The 23,049-nt window shown below is 59.8% G+C and carries 23 protein-coding genes and 1 tRNA gene; 6 read left to right on the forward strand and 18 right to left on the reverse strand.

Going from position 1 to position 23,049, the window contains the following annotated elements:
* Positions 1-112: 112 nt before the first annotated feature.
* Positions 113-184 (reverse strand) — tRNA-Asn (locus HMPREF2787_RS08780).
* Positions 185-460: 276 nt separating this feature from the next.
* Here HMPREF2787_RS08780 and HMPREF2787_RS08785 point away from each other — a divergent pair.
* Positions 461-1,618 carry an S-(hydroxymethyl)mycothiol dehydrogenase gene (locus tag HMPREF2787_RS08785; protein WP_070859058.1) on the forward strand — a complete coding sequence of 386 codons (1,158 nt, stop codon included), beginning with the start codon at positions 461-463 and terminating at the stop codon, positions 1,616-1,618.
* On the forward strand, positions 1,615-2,247 hold the full coding sequence (locus HMPREF2787_RS08790) for an MBL fold metallo-hydrolase (protein WP_070642011.1): 633 nt from the start codon (positions 1,615-1,617) through the stop codon (positions 2,245-2,247). The genes HMPREF2787_RS08785 and HMPREF2787_RS08790 overlap by 4 nt, the downstream gene beginning before the upstream one ends.
* Before the next feature lie 14 nt (positions 2,248-2,261).
* On the opposite strand, the gene dnaG is transcribed toward HMPREF2787_RS08790, so the two are convergent.
* Positions 2,262-4,193 (reverse strand): DNA primase, encoded by a 1,932-nt coding sequence (dnaG, locus tag HMPREF2787_RS08795; protein WP_080969560.1) that lies wholly within the window; start codon positions 4,191-4,193, stop codon positions 2,262-2,264.
* A 120-nt stretch (positions 4,194-4,313) separates the two neighbouring features.
* Between dnaG and HMPREF2787_RS08800 the strand changes: the two genes are divergently transcribed.
* A complete protein-coding gene (locus tag HMPREF2787_RS08800; protein WP_070859032.1) occupies positions 4,314-4,832 on the forward strand; it encodes a guanyl-specific ribonuclease in 519 nt (172 codons plus the stop codon).
* A gap of 26 nt (positions 4,833-4,858) precedes the next feature.
* On the opposite strand, the gene HMPREF2787_RS08805 is transcribed toward HMPREF2787_RS08800, so the two are convergent.
* Positions 4,859-5,569 carry a GAP family protein gene (locus HMPREF2787_RS08805; RefSeq protein WP_246824267.1) on the reverse strand — a complete coding sequence of 237 codons (711 nt, stop codon included), beginning with the start codon at positions 5,567-5,569 and terminating at the stop codon, positions 4,859-4,861.
* A gap of 69 nt (positions 5,570-5,638) precedes the next feature.
* Here HMPREF2787_RS08805 and HMPREF2787_RS08810 point away from each other — a divergent pair, with 69 nt between their 5' ends.
* Positions 5,639-6,214 (forward strand): TetR/AcrR family transcriptional regulator, encoded by a 576-nt coding sequence (locus HMPREF2787_RS08810; RefSeq protein WP_048732681.1) that lies wholly within the window; start codon positions 5,639-5,641, stop codon positions 6,212-6,214.
* A gap of 15 nt (positions 6,215-6,229) precedes the next feature.
* Here HMPREF2787_RS08810 and HMPREF2787_RS08815 read toward each other — a convergent pair whose 3' ends face one another.
* Positions 6,230-7,522, reverse strand: coding sequence for a deoxyguanosinetriphosphate triphosphohydrolase (locus tag HMPREF2787_RS08815; RefSeq protein WP_048732682.1), 1,293 nt, complete (start codon positions 7,520-7,522; stop codon positions 6,230-6,232).
* Between the two features lie 28 nt (positions 7,523-7,550).
* On the opposite strand from HMPREF2787_RS08815, the gene HMPREF2787_RS08820 reads away from it, so the two are divergent.
* Positions 7,551-9,584: a TPM domain-containing protein gene (locus HMPREF2787_RS08820; protein WP_246824269.1), complete on the forward strand. Its 2,034-nt coding sequence runs from the start codon at positions 7,551-7,553 to the stop codon at positions 9,582-9,584.
* An 8-nt stretch (positions 9,585-9,592) separates the two neighbouring features.
* On the opposite strand, the gene HMPREF2787_RS08825 is transcribed toward HMPREF2787_RS08820, so the two are convergent.
* The 3 genes from HMPREF2787_RS08825 to HMPREF2787_RS08835 are packed head-to-tail and all read right to left on the reverse strand — an operon-like array spanning position 9,593 to position 11,951.
* Positions 9,593-10,009: a hypothetical protein gene (locus HMPREF2787_RS08825; RefSeq protein ID WP_016423108.1), complete on the reverse strand. Its 417-nt coding sequence runs from the start codon at positions 10,007-10,009 to the stop codon at positions 9,593-9,595.
* Complete coding sequence (locus HMPREF2787_RS08830) at positions 9,997-10,566, reverse strand: hypothetical protein (RefSeq protein WP_016423109.1); 570 nt, start codon at positions 10,564-10,566, stop codon at positions 9,997-9,999. The genes HMPREF2787_RS08825 and HMPREF2787_RS08830 overlap by 13 nt, the downstream gene beginning before the upstream one ends.
* Positions 10,566-11,951 (reverse strand): glycine--tRNA ligase, encoded by a 1,386-nt coding sequence (locus HMPREF2787_RS08835; protein WP_070859034.1) that lies wholly within the window; start codon positions 11,949-11,951, stop codon positions 10,566-10,568. Before HMPREF2787_RS08835 ends, HMPREF2787_RS08830 begins: the two co-directional genes overlap by 1 nt.
* Positions 11,952-12,141: 190 nt before the next feature.
* Between HMPREF2787_RS08835 and HMPREF2787_RS08840 the strand changes: the two genes are divergently transcribed.
* Positions 12,142-12,636: a Fur family transcriptional regulator gene (locus tag HMPREF2787_RS08840; RefSeq protein ID WP_016423111.1), complete on the forward strand. Its 495-nt coding sequence runs from the start codon at positions 12,142-12,144 to the stop codon at positions 12,634-12,636.
* A gap of 35 nt (positions 12,637-12,671) precedes the next feature.
* On the opposite strand, the gene HMPREF2787_RS08845 is transcribed toward HMPREF2787_RS08840, so the two are convergent.
* From HMPREF2787_RS08845 to HMPREF2787_RS08895, 11 genes are read right to left on the reverse strand one after another with little or no spacing between them, the layout of a single operon-like run.
* The gene (locus tag HMPREF2787_RS08845; RefSeq protein WP_168168059.1) at positions 12,672-13,394 is read right to left on the reverse strand and encodes an isoprenyl transferase; all 723 of its coding nucleotides are present in this window, start codon (positions 13,392-13,394) and stop codon (positions 12,672-12,674) included.
* Positions 13,395-13,422: 28 nt separating this feature from the next.
* Entirely contained in the window at positions 13,423-14,172 is a 750-nt protein-coding gene (gene recO / locus HMPREF2787_RS08850; RefSeq protein WP_016423113.1) for a DNA repair protein RecO, read from the reverse strand.
* 4 nt (positions 14,173-14,176) lie between these two features.
* Positions 14,177-15,118 (reverse strand): GTPase Era, encoded by a 942-nt coding sequence (gene era / locus HMPREF2787_RS08855; RefSeq protein ID WP_042389423.1) that lies wholly within the window; start codon positions 15,116-15,118, stop codon positions 14,177-14,179.
* 4 nt (positions 15,119-15,122) lie between these two features.
* Positions 15,123-16,451, reverse strand: coding sequence for a hemolysin family protein (locus tag HMPREF2787_RS08860; protein WP_016423115.1), 1,329 nt, complete (start codon positions 16,449-16,451; stop codon positions 15,123-15,125).
* A complete protein-coding gene (ybeY, locus tag HMPREF2787_RS08865; RefSeq protein WP_005511056.1) occupies positions 16,448-16,981 on the reverse strand; it encodes an rRNA maturation RNase YbeY in 534 nt (177 codons plus the stop codon). Before ybeY ends, HMPREF2787_RS08860 begins: the two co-directional genes overlap by 4 nt.
* Before the next feature lie 16 nt (positions 16,982-16,997).
* A complete protein-coding gene (locus HMPREF2787_RS08870) occupies positions 16,998-18,026 on the reverse strand; it encodes a PhoH family protein (protein ID WP_070859036.1) in 1,029 nt (342 codons plus the stop codon).
* 12 nt (positions 18,027-18,038) lie between these two features.
* Positions 18,039-18,818 (reverse strand): 16S rRNA (uracil(1498)-N(3))-methyltransferase, encoded by a 780-nt coding sequence (locus tag HMPREF2787_RS08875; RefSeq protein ID WP_069359237.1) that lies wholly within the window; start codon positions 18,816-18,818, stop codon positions 18,039-18,041.
* A gap of 41 nt (positions 18,819-18,859) precedes the next feature.
* Positions 18,860-19,990, reverse strand: coding sequence for a molecular chaperone DnaJ (gene dnaJ / locus HMPREF2787_RS08880; protein ID WP_016423118.1), 1,131 nt, complete (start codon positions 19,988-19,990; stop codon positions 18,860-18,862).
* Positions 19,991-19,992: 2 nt separating this feature from the next.
* Positions 19,993-21,030 (reverse strand): heat-inducible transcriptional repressor HrcA, encoded by a 1,038-nt coding sequence (gene hrcA, locus HMPREF2787_RS08885; protein ID WP_016423119.1) that lies wholly within the window; start codon positions 21,028-21,030, stop codon positions 19,993-19,995.
* Between the two features lie 9 nt (positions 21,031-21,039).
* On the reverse strand, positions 21,040-22,203 hold the full coding sequence (gene hemW, locus HMPREF2787_RS08890; protein WP_070859037.1) for a radical SAM family heme chaperone HemW: 1,164 nt from the start codon (positions 22,201-22,203) through the stop codon (positions 21,040-21,042).
* Positions 22,200-22,886: a hypothetical protein gene (locus tag HMPREF2787_RS08895; protein ID WP_070429163.1), complete on the reverse strand. Its 687-nt coding sequence runs from the start codon at positions 22,884-22,886 to the stop codon at positions 22,200-22,202. Before HMPREF2787_RS08895 ends, hemW begins: the two co-directional genes overlap by 4 nt.
* Between the last annotated feature and the right edge of the window lie 163 nt (positions 22,887-23,049).

Raw genomic sequence — 23,049 nt, forward strand, 5'->3', positions numbered from 1 at the left:
CGGAAAAGACACACTTTTCTTTACTTAACCCCTTTTTGCTACTTAACCCTACTTTTGCGCCCTAGAAATCAAGAAAGCCAGGTAGGAAACATCGTCCTACCTGGCTTAATTGCTCCTCCAGCTGGACTCGAACCAGCAACCCTTCGATTAACAGTCGAATGCTCTGCCATTGAGCTATGGAGGAATATCCACCGCACAGAACCGGCTAAACCGTACTTCGGCCATGCCGTTCCTTGCGACGGATAGATACTTTACCCAGACCCCTTGAAACTCACAAATCGCCAGGTCAAAGGTCAATTTAGACCTTCTTTTCCCACACGTCATGACACCGTTGTGAGTTCTCAGAGCCACGCAATCCACACAATCCACGCAACCTCGCACAGCGCCCACAAAGCTCCTACCAGTACTGAAAATGCTTTCCATCATGCACTTTTCATACCGCGTTCATACGATGGGGCTTATGTCTGAACAAACCAACGGAACCGAAAACACCGAGCAAACCGCACGCGTTGTTCGCGGCGTTATCGCACACGAAAAAGGCGCACCTGTAGAACTTACTGATATCCACATCCCGTCCCCGGGCCCGAACGATGTCATTGTTGACATCCAGGCCTGCGGCGTCTGCCATACAGACCTGGCTTACCGCGACGGCGATATCACCGACGAGTACCCGTTCTTCCTCGGCCACGAGGCCGCAGGCGTGGTCTCCGAGATTGGCGAAGAGGTCACGCATGTTGCCGTCGGCGATTTCGTTGTCCTCAATTGGCGCGCCGTCTGTGGCGAGTGCCGCGCCTGCAAGCGCGGTGAGCCACAGTACTGCTTTAGCACTTTCAACGCCTCCAAGCCCATGACGCTTGCCGACGGCACCGTCCTCACCCCAGCACTTGGAATCGGCGCTTTTGCGGATGCCACCCTCGTCCACGAGGGCCAGTGCACCAAGGTCGATTCGGCAGCCGATCCGGCCGTTGCCGGCCTGCTTGGCTGCGGCGTCATGGCCGGCATCGGTGCGGCTATTAACACCGGCGAGGTCAAGCGCGGTGAATCGGTAGCCGTCATCGGCTGCGGTGGCGTTGGTACGGCCGCTATCGCCGGTGCCAAGCTGGCCGGCGCTAGCAAGATTATTGCCATCGACATCTCAGACGAGAAGCTGGATACCGCCCGCGAATTCGGCGCGACCGAGACCATTAACTCTGCGGAGCTGGCCAAGAGCGATAAGGGCACCGGGGAAGAGGATTCCGTCGTTAAGCGAGTGCGTGAGCTGACCGACGGTTTCGGTGCTGATGTCGTGATTGATGCGGTCGGCCGTCCGGAAACCTACAAGCAGGCGTTCTACGCCCGTGACCTGGCTGGACGCGTTGTTCTGGTCGGCGTTCCGGCGCCGACGATGGAGCTGGATATCCCGCTGGCGGATGTGTTTAGCCGCGGTGGTGCGTTGAAGTCGTCCTGGTACGGCGACTGCCTGCCAGAGCGCGACTTCCCGATGCTGGTGGATCTGTCGTTGCAGAACCGCCTGCCACTAGAGGGCTTCGTGACGGAGCGCATTGGCATTGAGGATGTTGATGAGGCCTTCGAAACTATGAAGGCCGGTAAGGTACTGCGATCGGTGGTGGCGCTGTGAACAAGGATTTGAGGGTTGACCACGTTCTCACGTCGGGCACGTTCTCGCTCGATGGTGGCACGTGGGACGTAGACAACAACGTATGGGTGCTCGGCGATGACCGTGAGGTCATTGTCATCGATGCGGCGCATGAGGCGCAGCCGATTATTGATGCGGTGGACGGTCGCAAGGTAAAGGCGATTGTATGCACCCACGCGCACAACGACCACATCACTGTGGCCCCTGAACTGCAGGAGAAGCTCGACGCTCCCCTGCTCGTCCACCCGGGCGACCAGATGCTGTGGGATCAGTCCTGGCCGGACCTGGCGCACGAGGATCTCGCGCATGGTCAGCGCCTGGAGATTGCAGGCACGGAGGTTGTCATTATTAACACTCCGGGTCACTCCCCTGGCTCGTGCTGCCTGTACGTGCCGGAGGCCGCGGAGTTGTTCTCTGGTGACACGCTGTTTTCCGGCGGTCCGGGGGCGACCGGTCGGTCCTACTCGGATTTCGACACGATTATTAACTCCATCCGCGACAACCTGCTGACTCTGCCTGCGGAAACGACTGTCCGCACGGGTCATGGCGACCACACGACGATTGGCCGCGAGGCTCCGCACTTGGAAGAGTGGATTCGCCGCGGCTACTAGTCGCTAGCCACTAGCTACTCAAACACGACCTTGACCGCCTCTGCTTGCAGTTCGCGGCGGTACTGCTCCATCGCGAGCAAGTCCGCGAACAGCGAGTTGTAGGCGGTTTCGTCATCTGAGGGCCGCATTCGCGAGAGCATCGCCTTCAGCTGTGCAATTTGGTCACCGACCCACACTTCCTGCAGTCGCGCCAGAATCGCCTGCGCATACGGGCGCAGCGTCTCTGCATCGACGGCGATTTGCTCCACGCCCAGCTCAGTCACGAGATGCTTGACGACGTCCTCCCGAGCCTGATCCATAATTGCGGTCGCCCAGCTATGTGGCTGTGTGGCCGCCTCCCCACAGGCGCCCCCGGCAGCCATGATGGCGTCGAATACCGCTCGGTATGTCGGATGCCCAAAGGTCTCAGGTGCGAGCGCATCGAATACCGGGCCGGTGGTAGCGGGCTCTTGAATTGCCAGCTTGAGGGCCTCACGCTGCGCATAAAGCACAGGGTCCCTCGGGTTTGGATACGGCAGTGCCGGGTTGCGCCGGCGCCGCGCTTCCTCCGCCTCTTCACGGGCCCGGGCCTCTTCTTGGCGACGCTGGTAGGGAGTGCGCTTTTCATTCTGTGGCCGACTGGCCTCCTCGCGGACGCGCTGCACAAGCTCGGCTTCATCATTCCAGCCAATCCAGCCGGCAACTTCGCGGGCATACTCATCGCGCAGCGCCGCGTCCTTGAGCTGGGCCAGGACAGGCACCACTCGGCGCAGCCCGGAGACCCTGCCATTAGCGGTGGTCAAGTCATAGTCGGCCAGAAGTGTGCGGAGGACAAATTCGATCAATGGCCGTCGTGAAGCGACGAGATCGCGGACTGCGGCCTCCCCCTTCTTCTGGCGCAAATCACACGGATCCATGCCGTCCGGCGCGACCGCGACGTAGGACTGGCCGGTGAAGTTCTGCTCCCCCTCGAAGGCGCGCATGGCGGCCTTCTGTCCTGCCTCGTCGCCGTCGAAGGTGTAGATGAGTTCGCCGCGGAAGAAGTTGTCGTCGAGCATGAGACGTCGCAGCAGCTGGAGGTGCTCCTCGCCGAAAGCGGTGCCACAGGACGCGACGGCTGTGGTCACGCCCGAGGCGTGCATGGCCATGACGTCGGTGTAGCCCTCCACGATTACAGCCTGATGACCAGCGGCAATATCCTTCTTTGCCAGATCCAGGCCGAAGAGGACCTTGGACTTCTTGTACAGCATGGTCTCGGGCGTGTTCATGTACTTGCCCAGATTGTCATCGTCGAAAAGCTTGCGGGCACCAAAGCCGATGACATCGCCGGACATATTGCGGATCGGCCACATGAGACGACGGTGAAAACGATCGATCGGCCCCATGCGCCCCATCTTGGAAAGACCCGCCTTGTCCAACTCCTCGAAGCTAAAGCCCAGGCGCTGCAGGTGCTTGGTTAGAGTGTCCCAGCCGGCCGGCGAGTAGCCACAGCCGAACTGGGCCGCGTGCTCGGCGGTGAAGCCGCGGTTTTCCAGAAACTCGCGCGCGGGCGCTGCCGCTGGAGTGGAGAACTGTTCGCGGTAGAACTTCTGTGCCTCGCGGTTTGCGGCGATGAGACGCTGGCGAGTTCCCGGTTCCTCGCGACGGCCCGTGCCGCCGCCCTCATAGTTAATGTGGAAGCCAATTTTCTCCGCACAGGCTTCGACAGCCTCCGGGAAAGACAGGTGTTCCATCTCCATGAGGAAGCTGAATACATCACCGCCCTTGCCGGTGGAAAAGCAGTGGTAGTAGCCATGATTGGGGCGTACGTGGAACGACGGCGTGCGCTCGTCTTTAAAAGGCGAAAGCCCTTTCAGAGAATCCGCGCCAGCCGGTTTGAGGTTCACGTATTCTGCAACGATCTCCTCAATCGGAGTCCGTTCGCGGATTGCCGCGATATCGGAGTCCGGAATTCTTCCCCTAGCCATGAAAATAACCTTACCCAAACCGTCCAATCGACTCCGCCGTAGAGGTTTCGCATGCCGACGAGCCGCCCGCGCCCAACCCAAAAACGTGCCGGCGGTGACAGATATGGAAAGATACTAGCCATGGCTGAGTGGAAGAAGATTGCGAGCGGCGTAGGCGCTGCCGCCCTGGTGCTGGCTGGTAGTTATTTCGGGCTCGATGGCGGAGATCAGAACGCATCGGGGTCGGAGGACTCACAGGGGTCGCAGAGTTCCGAATCGCAGAGTTCCGCTGCCTCTAGCGCGAAGTCGAATCCCAAGCCGGGTCCTAACTCGAGCAGCAACAAGTCGGGTGCAAAGGGTGCCACCTGCGCAGTAGATACCCTGCCGCAGGAGGCCGACGATGTTATCGACCGCATCCTGACCGACCAGGACCACATCTACTCGCAGCACGACGGCAAGCACTTCGGCAACTACGAGGGACGCCTGCCGAAGGAGCGCGGTGACTACTACCGCGAATACACCGTGACCACCCCGGGCAATTCCAGCCGCGGTGCACGCCGCATCGTTGTCGGCGGCGGTTCCGAAAACGATCCGGATGTCTGGTACTACACCGACGACCACTACGAGAGCTTCTGCGAAATTCCTGACGCGGAGGACTGAGCCAAAGTATTACTGCGGAATCAGCGCTACCCGATAAAACCGAGTTGATTTGCGCTCCGGGCAACAAGAACGATGCCAATTATTGCTGCCACCCACAAAACAGTGACCTTTGTTTCATATTCCAACCGGGGGATAACGTTCACTACCCGGTTGTAGACCTTATCTCCGAAGGCCGCGAAGAGCACTCCAACGATGACTGCGGGCGAAATCATCACTACACAGTAGAGCGCGAGGATAAGCAGTTGCACTGCGAAAGGCACTGCCATCGATTCAATGATTCCGATTGCCGCCAAGTACGGCAACATCGTACCGACCTCGACAACTGCTGCTGCTAAGGCTAAACCCACCATCGCGGGGAGGCCGGCAGAACCTTTCTTCGTGTCCTCCGACCGAGATTCAAGTACCTCTTCGACAGTCCGTTTCTTGGGATTCGGTGCCAGGATTCCGTAAGCGGCTAACAAAATACCCAAAACCATCATCACCCAACTGAACCAGGTGTTGGATGCAATGCCTGAGACTGCGTCTAAAGCCTGACGCAGGCCGAAAAAGAGCGCGATGCCAACCGCAAAGTAGGACAAGACAATTGTCCCTAAATAAGTAACGTATGCGGCGCCCCTCATCCTCCGCCAGACGATGAGCAGCACTACTGGAATCAGCAGGGTTCCAGCACTGAGACTGTCAAGAAGCGCAAGCCCCACAAGAACAAGATAGTCCATCTCCATCACTCCCTCGTACATTCGTATAGTAAACTATCATACAGTCGTACGGGAAGTGGCGCGAATGAAACCCCAAAGGAGTTTTAGGATATGAGCATGATGTCACCTCAAGAAAAAGCCATTTCCGATGCAGCAATCAAAGTAATTGTTAACCAGGGGTTCGACGTTGTCAGCGTTCGAAAAGTGGCTCAACAGGCGGGCGTAGCCCCTGGAACAGTGCAGTATTTTATGGGCACGAAAGACGAACTACTCAGCAGGGCACTTCTGCGCTCGGCAGCACGACAGCATGAAAGAGTCTCGTCGTTACGCTTTCAATCGAATACCTCGCCGCTAGAACAGCTCCACCGCTCCCTGCTCGAACTACTCCCCATCGGCCCAATACAGCGCGAAGACGCAGCACTGTGGGTTATCCTCGGTGCCGCTGCATCAACACGCAAAGTTCTGGCCCAGGAGTACCAGAACGAACTCAGTAGATTCCAGGACCATCTCATTTCAGCACTGTCCGCCGCAGACGTCCCTGGAGATATAGCTCAGACGGCCCGGCTCATCACAGCTATCGTAAATGGACTAGCCCTCGATTACATGCATGCGAAGCCCGACGCAGAGACTACGAAGGCGCTTTCCGATGACCTCAGTAGTAGCCTTCAGCGGATACTTCAAAAATAGTAATCGCTGACAGCACTACCCCCACGCCGCAGCCACACCAGCAATCTGGCGATCAAGCCGCTCTACACGCGATTCCGTCATCGACGCTAGCTGATCAACGATAACCCGCAGCCGCGCTTGGTCACTCTCCGCCCGGGAATAGAGCCACTGGAACATCGGATCAAGCGTTCCCGGAGCACCCTCCTGCAGATACTCGGCCACCCGGAAAAGGCGATCGCGCTCACGCTCCTGACGGCGAATATGACGCGGAAGATCCATCACATACAGCACGGCGATGGTCTTCAGCATGGTGACCTCGGCCAGAATCGAGCTGGGCACGGCGAGGTCCGCGTCGTAACGCCCGAGCGGAAGCGTCGACCCGGAGGCAGCACGCGTACCCGCGACGGAAGCAGTGACAAAACGGCCGACCAGCTCCGAGGTCATCCGTTTCAGCGCGACCAGCGAGCGCAGCGAACCATCATAGGACGCCGCAGCTGATACCACCGGCAAGCTGGCAAGACGCCCGGCAGCCTCGACGAGCTCCGCTGGATCGCCACCAAATGCGGCAGCGCCCTTGTCAGCGAGTGCGGCCAGTTCCACCGTGTCCCACAGAACACCCAGGTCAACGCGGCCAGAGACGATGCCATCCTCGACATCGTGGACGGAATAGGCGACATCGTCAGACCAGTCCATGATCTGCGCCTCAAGACACTGCTTGCCGTGCGGAACGCCCTGGCGAATCCACTGCAGAATTGCGGCATCTTCCTGGTAGGCCCCGTACTTGTGGCGGAGCTGACCATCGGGACCGATTGGCGTCCACGGGTACTTACAAGCCGCATCGAGCGCCGCCCGAGTGAGATTGAGTCCGCAGGGCTCACCTGTACCATCGAGCACCTTCGGCTCGAGGCGAGTGAGAATACGCAGCGTCTGCGCGTTGCCCTCAAACCCGCCGCACCCAGCGGCAATCTCGTTGAGGGCGCGCTCGCCGTTGTGGCCATACGGCGGATGCCCGATGTCATGGGTCAGGCCGGCCAGCTCTGCGAGATCCTCATCTGCACCCAACTCGCTGGCGATTCCGCGGGAAATCTGCGCGACCTCCAGCGAGTGAGTCAGGCGTGTGCGGGGAGTATCGCCCTCCCCTGGCCCCACAACCTGGGTTTTGTCAGCCAGCCTGCGCAGCGCTGCGGAGTGCAGGACGCGGGCGCGATCTCGTGCAAACGCCGCCCGGTGGGTTTCCAAGGACTGCACCCCGGGCAGCAATGACTGCTTCGGAGACTCCTCGACAATACGAGCGAGTTCAAAAGATGAATACGAAAATTTACCGGCCACGTAATTATTGTTACGTATCCTTGTAGATATGTCTGACAGGAATCGCGTGTTTCGCCCCCTTTACCTTGCCGCATCGGGTGCTTTTCTCGGCCTGAGCATGCCGCTAATTACTGCCGCACTACCGGCACAGCCACCGGTTCACGCACCTGCTTCGCTGCTGGCACTCGCACCGTCAGCATCCCTGGCGCACGCCGAGGCACCGGCGGATGTGTCGGGCGAGGTGGCTGATCTCGCAGGTGTGCTGAGCGGCGGCGATGAAGCTCGTCTGAAGGAGCAGATTCAGCAGCTCAAGACAGAGAAGCGACTCCTGTTCTCGGTGTTTTACATCAAGAGCTTCGACGGCATTCAGGGCGAACAGTGGGCGCAGCAGGCCTGGGAGCACCTCGGAGCTGCCGACAACCGCGGTGTCCTGGTCGTCGCCGTGGAAGACCGAAACCTCGGCGCTTTCGTCGGAGACTCCTTCCCCCGCAACGCGGAGGCCATCAACAGAGCAGCTCAAGGGCAGTTGTTAGAGGATGACAACTGGGCAGCTGCGGGTGAAGCTGCCATCGCCGAGGCAGGCGGTGGCAGCGGCTCCGCCGGTGGGTGGGCACTCGGCGCCGGCCTCGGTGGTGCCGCCGTTGTCGGTGGCGCCACCTGGGCCGTGGGCCGCCGCAATAAGAAGAAGCGCGATGAGGAGGAGATCGCTCGTGGCCGCAACATCGACCCCAAGGATGTCTCTTCGCTGGACTCGCTGAGCACCAGCTCACTCGATGTTCTTGCGCACGATGAGATTGTCAGTACCGATGAGTCCATTCGCAAAGCCCGCACCGAGCTCGACCTCGCCCGCGCTGAGTTCGGCACCGAACGCATCCGCAGCTTCGACAACGCACTGAAGCACTCTCAGTCCACGCTCGAGCGTGCGTTTGCACTTCGCCAACAGCTTGACGACGGCTCCGTGTCCGACGAAATCGAGCGCCGCAGTGTCCTGCTGGAGATTATCTCCACCTGTGGTGTTGCGGATGACCAGCTCGACGGCGAGGCCGCAAACTTCCAGAAACTCCGCCAGGAGTTGATGAATGCTGAAGCGACGATTTCGAAGCTCACTCAGCGAAGTGTCGAGCTGCGTTCACGTATGCCGCGTGCCGGCGAAATTCTCGATGGTCTGCGCGCACGTTACGAAGAGCAGATGCTCAGCTCTGTGACCGACAATATCGACATGGCCACGGAGCACCTGAATCAGGCTGACCAGTCAATGTCTGAGGCCCGCCGCATCGCGGACCTACCTGCCGGTGAGCAAGGTGGTCTGATTGATGCGGTGTCGGCCACCGACTTTGCGCTCACACAGGCAGAGAGTCTTCTGGAGGCCATTGAACACGCCGATAGCGATATTCACGCTGCAGTCGCTGGACTGGCTTCCCTTATCGCCGAGGTCCGCGGTGAAATCGATGAGGCCTCGCACCTGATGTCGGCACCGCAAGGCGCCAACATCAACCGCGAGCGTCTCAATGCGGCCATCGAAGCAGGCCGTGAAGCACTCGGTGTGGCAGCCAATAAGTCCGAAGTGGATCCACTGAGTTCCTGGACCGCACTGACCGATGCCGATGAGCTGCTCGACGAAGCCCTCGACTCCGCTCGAGACAAGGCCGCGTCGTTCGCCCGCGCTACCGCTACTTTGCAGCACAGCATGCAGGATGCCGACAATCACATTCGCGCCGCGGCTGACTTAATTGCTACCCGCCGCCGTGTGGTTGGCGCTGAGGCTCGCACTCGCCTCGCGGAGGCGCAGCGTGCTTACGGCTCTGCTCAGGGCTTGGCCAACGACGATCCGCGAAAGGCGTTGGCCTACGCACGTCGTGCGCGCAAGCTCGCGGCTGAGGCCGCTGACTTGGCCCGCCGTGACATCCGCCGCTACCAGGATCAGCGCCGCGGTGGCGGCAGCAACGGATCGATGGTCGCCGGCATGGTGCTGGGAAGCATGCTCAGCAACAACAGCGGCTTTGGTGGCAGCATCGGTGGCTTCGGCGGTTTCGGCGGAGGTTCGAGCCGACCAGGCGGCTCCGGCAGCACAATGGGCTTCTAGATTCCCGCCTAAATTCGCATCTGGCGTGGTCCATCCACAGACCACGTCGCCAGAGCGGCGGCAATCAGCCAGTCTTCGAAACTCCCCCGGAAGTCTCCTTTCTGGGCATAGACACCAAATACCCCTCGGCCTAGACTGTCCTCTCTGACGATTCGGGCGAGCTCATAGCCTGGCCGCTCGATGTCGAAGACCGTGCGAATTCCCCGTCCTTCTCTGTTTAGGACGAAAGAATCCCCCTCATCCGGATTCGTCATCACTAGCGCGTTCGTGCTAAAAAAGCGGGCTTTCACCTGCCAGCCACGCCCTTGTGACGAGGTGATCCAGAAAGCACTAAAGACCCCGTCCTGACAGCTCCAGCCGTCGGACAGGGCCTTTTGGTTCTCGTCGTAAACGACGCCGTCTGCAATAGTTGCTACACGATCCACACCCAAATCATATAGGCAATCAGCAAGAGCAAGCAGACAGTGAGAATCCAGGTAGAGGAAACCATGCGGGACTCCAGCACTCGACGAGCACTGTAGACCAGGAAGATCTTCTCCTCTTCCGGCAGCGCACGGCCCTCATCAGTGTCGAACTGCACCTCTGCGTGGCGCACGCCACGGGACGCACCGGTAAACTGACCCCACTTCTCGCCGGTCTTCGCATTCTCGATGACGTAGTTCGTCGATCCCTCGCACACCAGCTTGCCTTCAGGACGATCCGGCCCAAAGGTCACTGAAAGCTGCTTGGCTCGCGAAATCTTGTCACGGTCAGCAGCAACGGTCGAGAACACGCGGCCGTTGGGAAGCGTGGCGGAAACACGGTGATTAGCAGAGGCATCAATGACCCACTCCCCTTCCGGGGTGTTGAGGCGATCGCCCTGCTCATCACGGATGTACGTGCCGACTTCGGTGCTTTCCTTCAGAATCGGCCAGGTTTGCTCGGATTTTTCCCGAGAGCCGTCGCCGAGACTATAGGATTCCCAAAAAACTTCTTCGGCCATTAGCAGCCCACCAGGCGAGCTGCGAGGTAGCCTTCCAGCTCGTCAATCTTGACGCGCTCCTGCTCCATGGTGTCGCGGTCACGGACGGTCACAGCGTTGTCCTCGAGAGTATCGAAGTCAACGGTGACACAGAACGGAGTACCGATCTCATCCTGGCGACGGTAACGACGGCCGATAGCACCGGAGGTGTCGTAATCGACGGCCCAGTACTGGCGCAGCTTGTCCGCGACAGCCTCAGCGGTCGGAGTCAGGGTGTCCTTCTTCGACAGCGGCAGAACAGCAACCTTAACCGGCGACAGACGCGGGTCTAGCTTCAGCACGGTACGGGTGTCGGTGCCGCCCTTTGCGTTCGGCACCTCTTCCTCGGTGTAGGCATCACACAGGAAGGCCATCAAGGCGCGGGTCAGACCGAAGGACGGCTCAATGACGTACGGAACGTACTTTTCGCCGGTGACCTGGTCGTGGTAACGCAGGTCTTCCTTGGAGTGCTCGATGTGGCAGCCGAGGTCGTAGTCCGTACGGTTGGCGACACCCATCAGCTCGCCCCACTCGTTGCCCTGGAAGTGGAAGCGGTACTCGAAGTCAATCGTGCGTGCAGAGTAGTGAGCGCGCTCTTCCTTCGGAACGTCGAACTGACGCATGTTCTCCGGGTTAACGCCCAGGTCAATGAACCAGTTCCAGCAGGCGTCGACCCACTCATCGAACTTCTCTTCCGCCTGGTCCGGTGCGACGAAGTACTCGATCTCCATCTGTTCGAACTCGCGGGTACGGAAGATGAAGTTACCCGGGGTGATCTCGTTGCGGAATGCCTTACCGGTCTGGCCGATACCGAACGGTGGCTTCAGGCGAGCCGTGGTCATAACGTTCTTGAAGTTGACGAAGATACCCTGAGCGGTCTCCGGGCGCATGTAGTGCAGGCCCTGCTCATTGTCGACCGGGCCGAGGAAGGTCTTCATCAGACCGGAGAACATCTGCGGCTCGGTCCAGTTGCCCGGCTGACCGGTCTCCGGGTCCGGAACGTCTGCCAAACCATTGGCCGGCAGGTGACCGTGCTTGGCCTCGTAGGCCTCCAGCAGGTGGTCAGCGCGGTAGCGCTTGTGGGTGTGCAGGGACTCCACCAGCGGGTCGGTGAAGGTAGCGACGTGGCCGGAAGCTTCCCAGACCTGGCGCGGCAGGATAATGGAGGAATCCAGGCCGACGACATCCTTACGGCCGGTGACGAAGGTCTTCCACCACTGGCGCTTGATGTTTTCCTTCAGCTCCACACCCAGGGGACCGTAATCCCATGCCGAGCGGGTACCGCCGTAAATTTCACCACACGGGTAAACGAACCCCCTGCGCTTACACAGGTTGGCGACGGTATCGACAACTGACTTAGGTGCCACGGTCTAGACCACTCCTTATAAATGGCTTCGCATCGCACACCACACGCCTTTTCCGGGCACACAATTCAGCCCGTTCCGTGCGGCGAACGACATAATGAAAAGCAAAATGTACTGACCCCAACAGGCCAGTTAAAAGTTCCCCTATACTCTAGCGCATCTTGTCCAACCGATACCGGGTAGTGTCGGTTACATGGCTGGCGAAGATATGCACGAAGTTAGTTCTGGCGAAAACCCACGTGGTACGGGCTCCCCCGCTAGCACCGGGGCACACGCCTCCGCGCGGCCGGCCGCAACCCGCATCGGCCAGCGCAGTACTCGCCAACGCCGCGCCGTCGTGTCGATTATGAGTGAGGCCCCTAATTTTCGCTCCGCTGCTGACATTCATAAGTCGCTGACGGAACGTGGGGACAAGGTCGGCTTGACGACGGTCTATCGGACGCTCCAGTCCCTTGCAGAAATGGACATTGTCGATGTTCTGCACAATGCCTCCGGAGAGGCTCTCTACCGGCTGTGCGGTGACCACCACCATCATCACCTGGTCTGCACCGATTGCGGCAGCACCGTTGAAGTCGCCGGCGGCCCTGTCGAGCAGTGGGCTCACAGCCTTGCGGAGGAGCACGGTTTTAATCTGACCGGGCACACTGCTGAGGTCTTCGGCCTGTGCAGGGACTGCCAGAAGAAGTAGCCCGGGCTCCCTCCCCCCCCTAAAAAATATCGGCTCTAGGCCTTGCCGAACCTACGGTCGCGCTTGGCGTACTCCACCACTGCGGCGCGTATGTCATCCCGACCGAAATCCGGGAAAAGCTTGTCCTGATAGACCATCTCCGCATAGGCGGACTGCCAGATTAAGAAGTTGGACGTGCGCTGCTCGCCCGATGGACGCAGGAACAGATCAACATCCGGCATAGTCGGCTCATCCAGGAACTGTGCGAAAGACTTCTCGGTCAAGTCATATTCGCTGAGCTCCCCCGCTGCTGCCTGACGAGCAATCTCTCTAGCAGCATCAACAATTTCAGCGCGACCACCGTAGTTGACGCACATATACAGAGTTAGCGCGTCATTGTCCTTCGTCTGCTCCTCGGCAATCTCAAGTTCCTTAATAACCGAGCGCCACAGTCGCGGGCGACGCCCTGCCCAACGCACGCGAACGTTCTTCGAATCCAACTCATCACGACGTCGGCACAGCACATCGCGATTAAAGCCCATAAGGAATCGGACCTCATCGACCGAACGGCGCCAATTCTCAGTGGAAAATGCGTAAGCCGACAGGTGCTTGACGCCCATCTCCAAACAAGCATCGACGCACTCCATCAGCACGGCCTCACCACGCTTGTGCCCCTCGGTGCGTTTGAGCCCACGCTGTTCGGCCCATCTACCATTGCCGTCCATCACGAGCGCGATGTGATTGGGCACGAATTGCTGCGGTACAGGAGGATTCAACACGCTTCCTATTGTGCCCCACCGCTACTGTTTACTGCCAAAAAGCATCCACATGTTCCAGCGCCGGCACCCGGCGGCCCAGGTAGTACTGCAGGTACTTCGCCGTTAGGGTACGCGCCGTCGCCATCCGCCCCTCGAATTCGCTTGACGACGTATCGATGCCCGCCCATTGCTCATGAGCAAGCTGCCACATTAGATGCAGAACCTCGGTCGGCGGAGTATCTGCACCCGGTGGCCGGCAGTTAGTGCACACTGCTCCGCCCAGTGCGGGAGAAAACGCGTGGTGCGGGCCGGCTTTGCCGCAGCCTGCGCATTCAAAGAGGCTTGGCTGCCAACCTGCCTGCGCCATTGCTCGCAGGATGTAGGAGGTCAGCAACAAATCGGGGCGATGGCGACCGGCCGCAACGTCGTCGAGCGATTGGGTGGTGAGATCCCACAATTCGGGAGCCGGCACTTGCTCCTCGCCGACAATGCGTTCGGCGACGTCCAGGACTGCACACGCACAGGTGTAGCGCGCATAGTCGTCGACAAGCGGTGCTGCCCACGTGCGCACGGTATCTGCGCCTGCGATAGTGGACAGTCCTCGGCGTGGGTAGATGTTGACATCCACGTCGACGAATGGTGAGAGGCGGGAGCCGAAGCGGCTCTTCGCGCGCCGCACGCCTTTGGCGACACCGCGGACTAGGCCGTGGTCGCGGGTGAAAAGGACGATGATGCGATCGGCTTCGCCGAGGTCGTAGCGGCGTACGACCAGCGCACGGTCGCGATACGGCTCGACCAACTTTTTAGAATCCCAACTTGCCCAGCTGCTTCGGGTCCGACTGCCAGTCCTTCAGCACCTTCACGCGCAGGTCGAGGTAAACATTCTGACCGAGCAGCGCAATGAGTTCCTTACGAGCCTTGTGAATGGTGGTGCCCATGCGTCGACCGTCGCGCCCCATGAGGATGGACTTCTGCCCCGAACGCTCGACATAGATAACGGCGTGGACATCCAGGACGCCTTCGCGGTCCTGGTTCGGCAGCACCTCATCAATCTGGACTGCCACGGAGTGCGGCAACTCATCGCGCAGACCGCCGAGGGCCGCCTCGCGAATGAGCTCCGCCATCCGGGTGTGCAGATCCTCATCGGTGATGTGCCCCTTTGGGTACAGGCGTGGGCCCTCCGGCAACTGGGAAGCCATGACATCAATCAGCGTATTGATATTCTCCCCGGACTTCGACGACAGTGGAACCAACTCAGCATCCGGACCGAGCAACTCCTGCAGCTCGATCAGGCGCTCAATAATGGTGTCGCGCGAGACCTTATCCACCTTGGACACAATGCCCATGATGTTCTTGCAACCTTTGGAGACGTTCTCGTAAATCCAACGGTCACCGGGACCAATTTTCTCGTCGGCAGGCACGACCATCGCGACCAAGTCCACATCGGAGTAGGTCTCCTGAACCATGTCATTCAGGCGTTCACCGAGCAGCGTGCGTGGCTTGTGCAGACCTGGCGTATCCACGACAACAATCTGACAGTTCTCGCGGTGGACTACACCTCGGACTGGATGACGCGTGGTTTCCGGCTGGTTAGCGGTAATAGCGATCTTCTCGCCCACCAGGGAATTGGTCAGCGTGGACTTACCGGTATTCGGACGCCCCACAATGGAAACGAACCCAGAGCGAAAGCCCTCCGGCGCACTGTAATCATCAGCATCTCCGCCAAGTCCAGCATTGGCCAGCATGTCATCAAGATTGCCCATCAGTATCTTCTTCCTCGGAGTAAAACTCCGCAGTCGGCTCCACCACCACAGTGCGTACCCGCATACGACCACGACGGTCACGCGAGCCCTCGGCGGTAAACTTCAGTCCTGCATATTCTACGTACGAACCGGGCAGTGGCACACGTCCAAGCTCATATGCCAACAGACCGGAGACCGTATCCACCTCATCGGTGACCTCGTCATCGAAGACGAGTTGGCGCCCGTGGGCTTCGTCGTAAAGCTCTATGAGCTCGCCCAAGCTGAGGCGCGCCTGCACGCGGTAGGAGGCATCCCCCAGTGGTTCGATGGGGGCCTGCTCGGCCTCGTCGTATTCGTCGGCAATCTCACCGACAATCTCCTCGAGGATGTCCTCAATAGAGATAAGACCGGCGACCGATCCGTATTCGTCGATGAGAATGGCGATGTGATTGCGGGTGCGCTGCATTTCATCGAGCAGATCATCCAGTGGCTTGGAGTCGGGCACAAAAACGCAGTCGCGCATGACTTCGGAGACGCGAACACCGCGGCCACCATCAGTACGCGAGTACGTCTGCTGGACAATGTCCTTCAAGTAAATGACGCCGACGATGTCCTCAACGCTCTCGCCAATCACCGGCAACCGCGAGTGACCCGACTTCACGCATAGGGCCACTGCCTGACCACAGTGCTTATCCGCCTCGATCCACACCATCTCTGGGCGCGGAACCATAACTACGCGTGCCGACGTTTCCGCGAGATCAAACACAGACTGAATCATGCGGCGCTCATCGTGCTCCACAATGCCGCGCTCCTGGGCGATATCGACCATCTCGCGCAACTCGACTTCGGTGGCGAACGGGCCATCGCGGAAGCCACCACCAGGGGTGATGATGTTGCCGAACCAAATCAGCAACTTTTCCAGTGGCCCCAACACCTTGGCCATAAAACTCAGGACGACCGCGGTGGCAAGGGAAATCGAGTACGGATTCTTCCGACCCATCGTGCGGGAAAACACCCCGAGGACCAGGAAGGTGAACAGAGCCAGCAACACCACTGCAGCCACAATGGCCCAGCGTTCCGGCTCGAAAAGCTTAAGACAGACCGCCGCCAGCGTCACTGCACCGATTGACTCGCACAGCGTACGCAAGATCACCAGCACATTGACGTGCCGGGCGCGATTTTCTACGACCTTGAGAAGAGCATTAGCACCTGCGACCTCGTCGCGCTGCAGTTCTGCCACGCGCGCACGGGAAATGCCTGCGACCGCAGTTTCGACTGTGTTGAGTCCGCCAGCGCAGATCATCGCCACAACGGCGACAATTATCAAAGTGATCATCGCTCGTTAGAACGCTCCGGGAACGCATTGGGGTTAATTGGTTTTTCGGAAAAGCTCACGCCACGTCGATCGATGTCGTCGTACCAATCCGCCAACAGGCCATTCTGCAGGGAGAACATCTGACGCTCTTCCTCCGCCGTGACATGGTCATAACCCAACAGGTGCAGTACGCCGTGCACGGTGAGCAGAACCAACTCGTGGCTCAGCGGATGGCCTGCACGCTCAGCCTGCCCCGCGGCAAACTCCGGGCACAACACAATGTCGCCCAGCATCGCAGGCCCTGGGCTAGCTGCATCTGGTCGGCCAGAGCCAGGAGTGAGCTCATCCATCGGGAAACTCATCACATCCGTCGGCCCCGGCAGATCCAGCCAGCGCACATGGAGGTCTTCGATCGTCTTCAAGTCGACAATGTGAATGCTCAGCTCAGCTGCCGGATGTACGTCCAGGCGGCCCAGCGCATAACGGGCAACGTCGATAAGCGACTCTTCATTGACGCCCTGACCGGACTCGTTGAAAACTTCAATGCTCATGTAATTTCAGCGTCCTTTATCGCTTTGTGGCGGACTGTCGCTTTTGTGGGGACTCGGCGCCCTGCTCAATACCTTCGTGATAGGCATCGTAGTCATCGTAAGCCTCGACAATTGCGGTTACCAGCGGGTTGCGCACCACATCCGCGGCCACCAACGCCGGAAAAGCGATTCCCGGCACACCGCGCAGCACCTCACGGGCGACAGCCAGACCGGACTTCTGCCCTCGTGGCAGGTCGACCTGGCTGGCGTCACCGGTGATGACCATCTTCGAACCGAAGCCCAGGCGGGTGAGGAACATTTTCATCTGCGCCGGAGTAGTGTTCTGTGCTTCGTCGAGAATGATGAACGCATTGTTCAAGGTACGACCGCGCATGTACGCCAGCGGTGCGACCTCCACTACCCCAGTTTCCATCAGCTTTGGAATCAGCTCTGGCTCGAGCATTTCGCGCATCGCATCGTGCAATGGGCGCAGGTAGGGGTCAATCTTCTCGTGCAGAGTACCCGGCAGAAAGCCCAGGTTTTCACCGGCCTCCACTGCGGGGCGAGTCAGAATAATGCGTTCGACCTGCTTATTCTTCAACGCAGCAACAGCCTTGGCCATGGCCAGGAAGGTCTTGCCCGTACCGGCGGGGCCGATACCGAAAACAACGTTATAGCGGTCGATGGCATCGACGTAGTTCTTTTGCCCCTCGGTCTTGGGACGCACGGTCTTGCCACGATGCGTCACGATGCCGCCACCGAGCACCTCGCTGGCGGACTTCTCACCGCGATCCACAATGCCCACCGCGTGCCGCACCGACTCCGGGGAGAGCTCGTGCCCACGACGGGCCATTGCCTCTAGCTCCTTGAACGCGCGGACAGCCAACGAAACATCCGCCGGAGCACCCTTGATTGTCACAACTCCGCCGCGGACATGAATATCCGCTGCCAGCAGAGATTCCAGCAGACGTAGGTTCTGATCCGCATGACCGACCACAATCGGCGCGAGATTGTCATCGAGCTCGACGACGGCAGTGGTACGAGCAGTTACTGAATACTTTGTCATTATGCGTCTATCCTACTGACCAGGCGTGGGTGCGCCGCCCCAGCGCTTTGTCAACGGGCCCAGTGCGCAAAGAGCAGCAGCTCCCGCGAGGGCGCTGCGGAGAACTGTCGGGCCGAGTACTACCGAGCTAGCACCTGCGGCGCGGAAGGCCTCGAGTTCCCCAGGGCTGACTCCCCCTTCTGGGCCGACGATGAAAAGAACCTTGTCAGCGTTTGCTGCCTGCGCGGCGAAGTCCACGAACGGAGCTGTTTCCTCCTCGTGCAAAACTGCTGCCACACCACCTGCTGACGTGGTTTCCCGGATGAGTTGCTCAATATCAGCGGAGCTATGCAGGTCAGCGACCGGCGGAATCCATGCACGACGAGCCTGCTTGGCTGCCTCGCGCGCAGCCGACTGCCACTTGGCGCGGGCCTTAGTGACCTTCGCGGTACCCTGCCATCGGGCCACACAATTCACGGCCGCCCAGGGGATAATCTCATCGACCCCGGCCTCGGTCATCAAATCGACCGCAAGCTCAGCACGATCCGACTTCGGCAGCGCCTGCACCACAGTGACGTGCGGGCGCGGACGTGGACGTTCCTCAGCGGCAACCACACGAACGTGAACCTCACGAGGGTCTACGTGCATGAGCTGTGCTCGCACCACCTTGTCCGCACCATTGGCAAGAAGGATCTCCGAGCCCTCCTTCAGCCTGCGAACGCTGATGTGTTTTGCCTCCGACCCGAGGATTCGAATGATTTCTTCCGGGCGCGGCAGCTCGGTGAACTCACCGAGGAATACGGGCAAACTCATGCGTGTTTCACACTCACTGGAGGGGGCTTTGGGTGGCTGTTTTAACGGCGGCGGAAACGGGAGAAGAAACCGTTGCGCTCACTCGAGTCTGACACCTTGGCATCATCATCGCGGTGCTCGCGTAGCTTCTCCAGCAGCTCGCGGGACTTGCGGTCCAGCTTCGTCGGCACCGTGACATCGACGTGTGCGACCACGTCGCCGTTGCCCTCGCCGCGCAGATGTGGCATACCCTTGCCCGACAGGCGAATCTGCTCTGCCGGCTGGGTGCCCGAATCAACCTTGATGGTCATTGGCTCGCCGAGTAGGTCGTCGACCTCAAACTCGGTACCAAGTGCGGCATCAGCCATGGGCACCTGGACGTTAAAGTGCAGGTCATCGCCCTCACGCTCGAATACCGGGTGCGGGTCCATGGCAACTTCCACGTAGAGGTCACCCGCCGGGCCACCGCCCGGACCGACCTCGCCCTGACCTGCCATGCGAATACGCATGCCATCAGAGATACCTGCCGGAACGTTTACCGTCAGATCACGGCGAGCGCGCACGCGGCCGTCGCCACCGCAGTTGTTACACGGATCGGGGATAATTTCGCCGGTGCCCTCACAAGTCGGGCACGGCCGCGAGGTCATCACATTGCCCAGGAAGGAACGCTGGACCTGCTGAATCTCGCCAGTACCATCACAGCTGGTACACATCTTCGGCTTGGACTTGGACTTCGAGCCAGTTCCCTCGCACTGCTCACACAGCACCGCGGTGTCCACCGTGATGGGCTTGCGGACACCGGTGAATGCCTCATCGAGGCCCAGCGAAATACGCAGCAGCGCATCTGCACCTGGCTGCACACGCGAGCGGCGCTGGCGGGTCCCGCCGGCACCGCCGAAAAATGCTTCGAAGATATCGCCGACTCCGCCGCCGCCGAAACCGCCGAAGCCACCGCCTGGCATACCGGCCTGCGGATTGAGAGGATCTCCTCCCATATCCACAATCCGGCGCTTTTCAGGATCCAGGAGGACCTCGTTCGCCTCAGAGGCCTCACGGAACTTCTCCGCAGCTTCTTCATCACCCGGATTACGGTCTGGGTGGTACTTGAGCGCCAGCTTTCGGTACGCCTTCTTAATCTCAGCGTCCGTAGCGTCCTTCTCCACTCCGAGGATGCCGTAATAGTCGCGTGCCAACTTTAGCTACTTCCTTTCAATACCCGGCCAACGTACTGTGCAACAGCAGCAACCGAGGAAATTGTTCCCGGATAATCCATAAATGTGGGGCCAACTACGCCCATGCCACCCAAAATTTCGGTGCCGGTGCCATAGCCAGTTGAAACAACTGAGGTAGCGCGCAGCTCCTCGTCCTCGTTTTCCTCACCGATGGAAACGCGAACGTGGTGCAGATCCTGCGCGGCCGACAGCAGTTTCAGTACGACCACCTGTTCTTCGAGAGCTTCAAGAACCATGGGCAACGTAGAAGGTAAGCGACCGGCCATATTACCACGGGTCAAATTCGACGCTCCGGCCAGGATGAGTCTGTCATTCGGCTTTTCAATCAGCGACTCCACCAGCACCGTCGAGCAGCGAATAAGCACATCCCGCAAATCACGCGGGGCGTTAGCCGCAAGATCGGAGATCGCAATCGACGCGTCGGCAAGCGTGTGCCCCGACATTGCGCGGTTGAAATGCTCACGCAAGAGCGGCACGAGATCGGGATCCATCGGTGCTGGCAGCTCAACATTGCGCTGCTCCACGCGCCCGGTGTCAGTGATGACTACCAGCAACAATCGCGCGTCGGCGAGCTGTACGACCTCGCAGTGCCGGACGCGGGAGACCTCCAGCGTCGGCACCTGCACCACTGCGACCTGACGAGTTAGCTGGGCCAGCAGCTGCACACTGCGGCGCAGCACGTCCTCCAGATCGACGCCGCCTTCGAGGAACTCGAGGATAGCTCGGCGCTCAGCCCGGGACAGCGGCTTAATCTGCGAAAGATTGTCCACAAAAAGGCGGTAGCCCTTCTCAGTCGGGATACGTCCGGACGATGCATGTTCCTGCTGGATATACCCCTCGGCCTCCAGCACCGCCATGTCATTTCTAATGGTCGCCGAGGACACACCCAGATTGTGGCGCTCCACCAGAGCCTTCGAGCCAACGGGCTCCTGGGAAGCTACGTAATCCGAGACAATTGCCCGAAGAACTTCCTGCCTGCGCTTATCCGTCTGAGATGACATGCGGATAGTTTAACTAAGGATGTCAACAATTATTGCGTCGGCCAGCAAACGACCGCGATTGGTCAGCTGAATCCGCTGGCCGCCATCGACGGAAACAAACTCCACCATGCCCGCTTCCGCTTGCCGACGTGCCTTACCCAGCTCATTCTCACCGAGCAGATTGGCATCGATGCCCTCGGCCAGACGGAGGCCCAGCATAATCTTCTCAGTGTGCCGATCCTCGGCCGTAAGCCTTTCTGAATCCTTAATCGGCAACTCTCCGCCGGAAATGGTCGCCGCGTAGCGAGCCGGATGCTTGACGTTGTAAAACCTCGTGCCATCCAGGTGCGAATGTGCACCGGGGCCCGCACCCCACCAATTTCCATCGCGCCAGTAGAGCATATTGTGGCGACACTGGCCGCCCGGCTTCGCCCAGTTGGACACCTCGTACCAGGAGAAACCGGCTTGACTCAGTGCGGCATCGATGCGCTCGTAGCGGTCGGCGAGATCGTCGTCGTCAGGCATGGGCAGTTCACCGCGACGCACCTTTCGCGCCATCGCAGTACCCGGTTCGACGATCAGCGAGTACGCCGAAACATGGTCGACATCGGTGGCCAGTACCGCCTCCAGCGTCGTATCGAGGTCCGACATCGACTCCCCTGGCGTGCCATAAATAACGTCGAGGTTGATGTGCTCAAAACCGGCAGCGCGTGCCTCCGCCACTGCCGCCGCGGGACGCCCCGGCGTGTGCGTACGATCCAGAGTGGTAAGCACATGCGGCACGGCCGACTGCATGCCCAAGCTCACACGGGTAAACCCTGCCTCGGCCAGGCCTTCGAAAAACTCCGGGGAGGTCGACTCGGGATTCGACTCGGTGGTGACCTCGGCATCGTCGGCAAGCCCAAAGCTGTTGCGCACACCGTCGAGCAGACGACGAAGACCACTCGCCCCCAACATCGACGGCGTACCACCGCCGATAAACACGGTATCGGCGCCACGCGCGAGTTCGGGGTGCTTTACGACGGCCATCTCGAGCTCGGCCACGATGGCATCGAGGTAGTCTCCCTGCGTTGCGCCACTGCCCAGCTGACCTGGCGTGTACGTGTTGAAATCACAGTAGCCACAACGGGTGGCACAGAATGGGACGTGTAAGTAGACACCGAAGGAATCGGTGTGTGCGGAGGCTTCGCTCACGCATGCTCCTTGGCTCGACGTTGCTTGACGCGGCGGACAATTTCATCGATGCGGGCACGTTCCATCAGGAACTCCGGAGGCCTACGGCCGCGCAGCGCATTGGCAACTGCCGGATGAGTCTCGGGAACAGCAACACACCAAGCGGCGGCAGCGGACAGTGCTCGGCGGCCAGACTGTGCGTAAAGCTGCGGAAGCACCACACTACCGATCTTTTCCACGCCTCGGATGTTTTCGGCGGAAACCCAGTCGGCGAGTTCCTCCAGGTAAGAAGCCACGGCATCGGAGCGAGCAATCATTGCCTGCGTGACCGTAGGGACTGCAACCGGATGCTGCAATGGTGCCGGAATCAGCGACAGTGACTGCACATCCGGCGACTTCGGTGCCGGATGTGGGTGTCGCCGCGGTGTCGAAGCGGAGGAAAGAGTACCGATGCGCCCCGAGCGAATGCCGGAGGTAAACGCTTGGCGTAGACCATCAAGCTCACCAATCAGAGGGCGGCAGTCCTCAACGGCCTCGTCGACGATGTCAGCGAGCTCGAGGACACATTCGTCCACCAGCTCACGATCTACATCAGCAACCGCCTGAGCAAGGTGCTCGATGTGTTCGGCAACTTCGTCACCAATGTCGTAGAGCTCTTGGGTCACTTCGCGCAGGCGTAGCCGAGCATCGAAGTGGTTAATCATTGCCCGCCCTCCCACGACATCTTCGGTGCCGGTGACATCATTGCAGTTTTCCGCTTTCGAATATTGACGAATGCCGACTTTCGAAAACTGAAAACTCCTTAAAAATTTCTAGCGCCCCTCACCTTAATGGGGTGAGGGGCGCTAGCGCGGTAACAACACGCTG

The organism is Corynebacterium sp. HMSC061H03 (assembly GCF_001838215.1).
Classification (GTDB): domain Bacteria; phylum Actinomycetota; class Actinomycetes; order Mycobacteriales; family Mycobacteriaceae; genus Corynebacterium; species Corynebacterium jeikeium_D.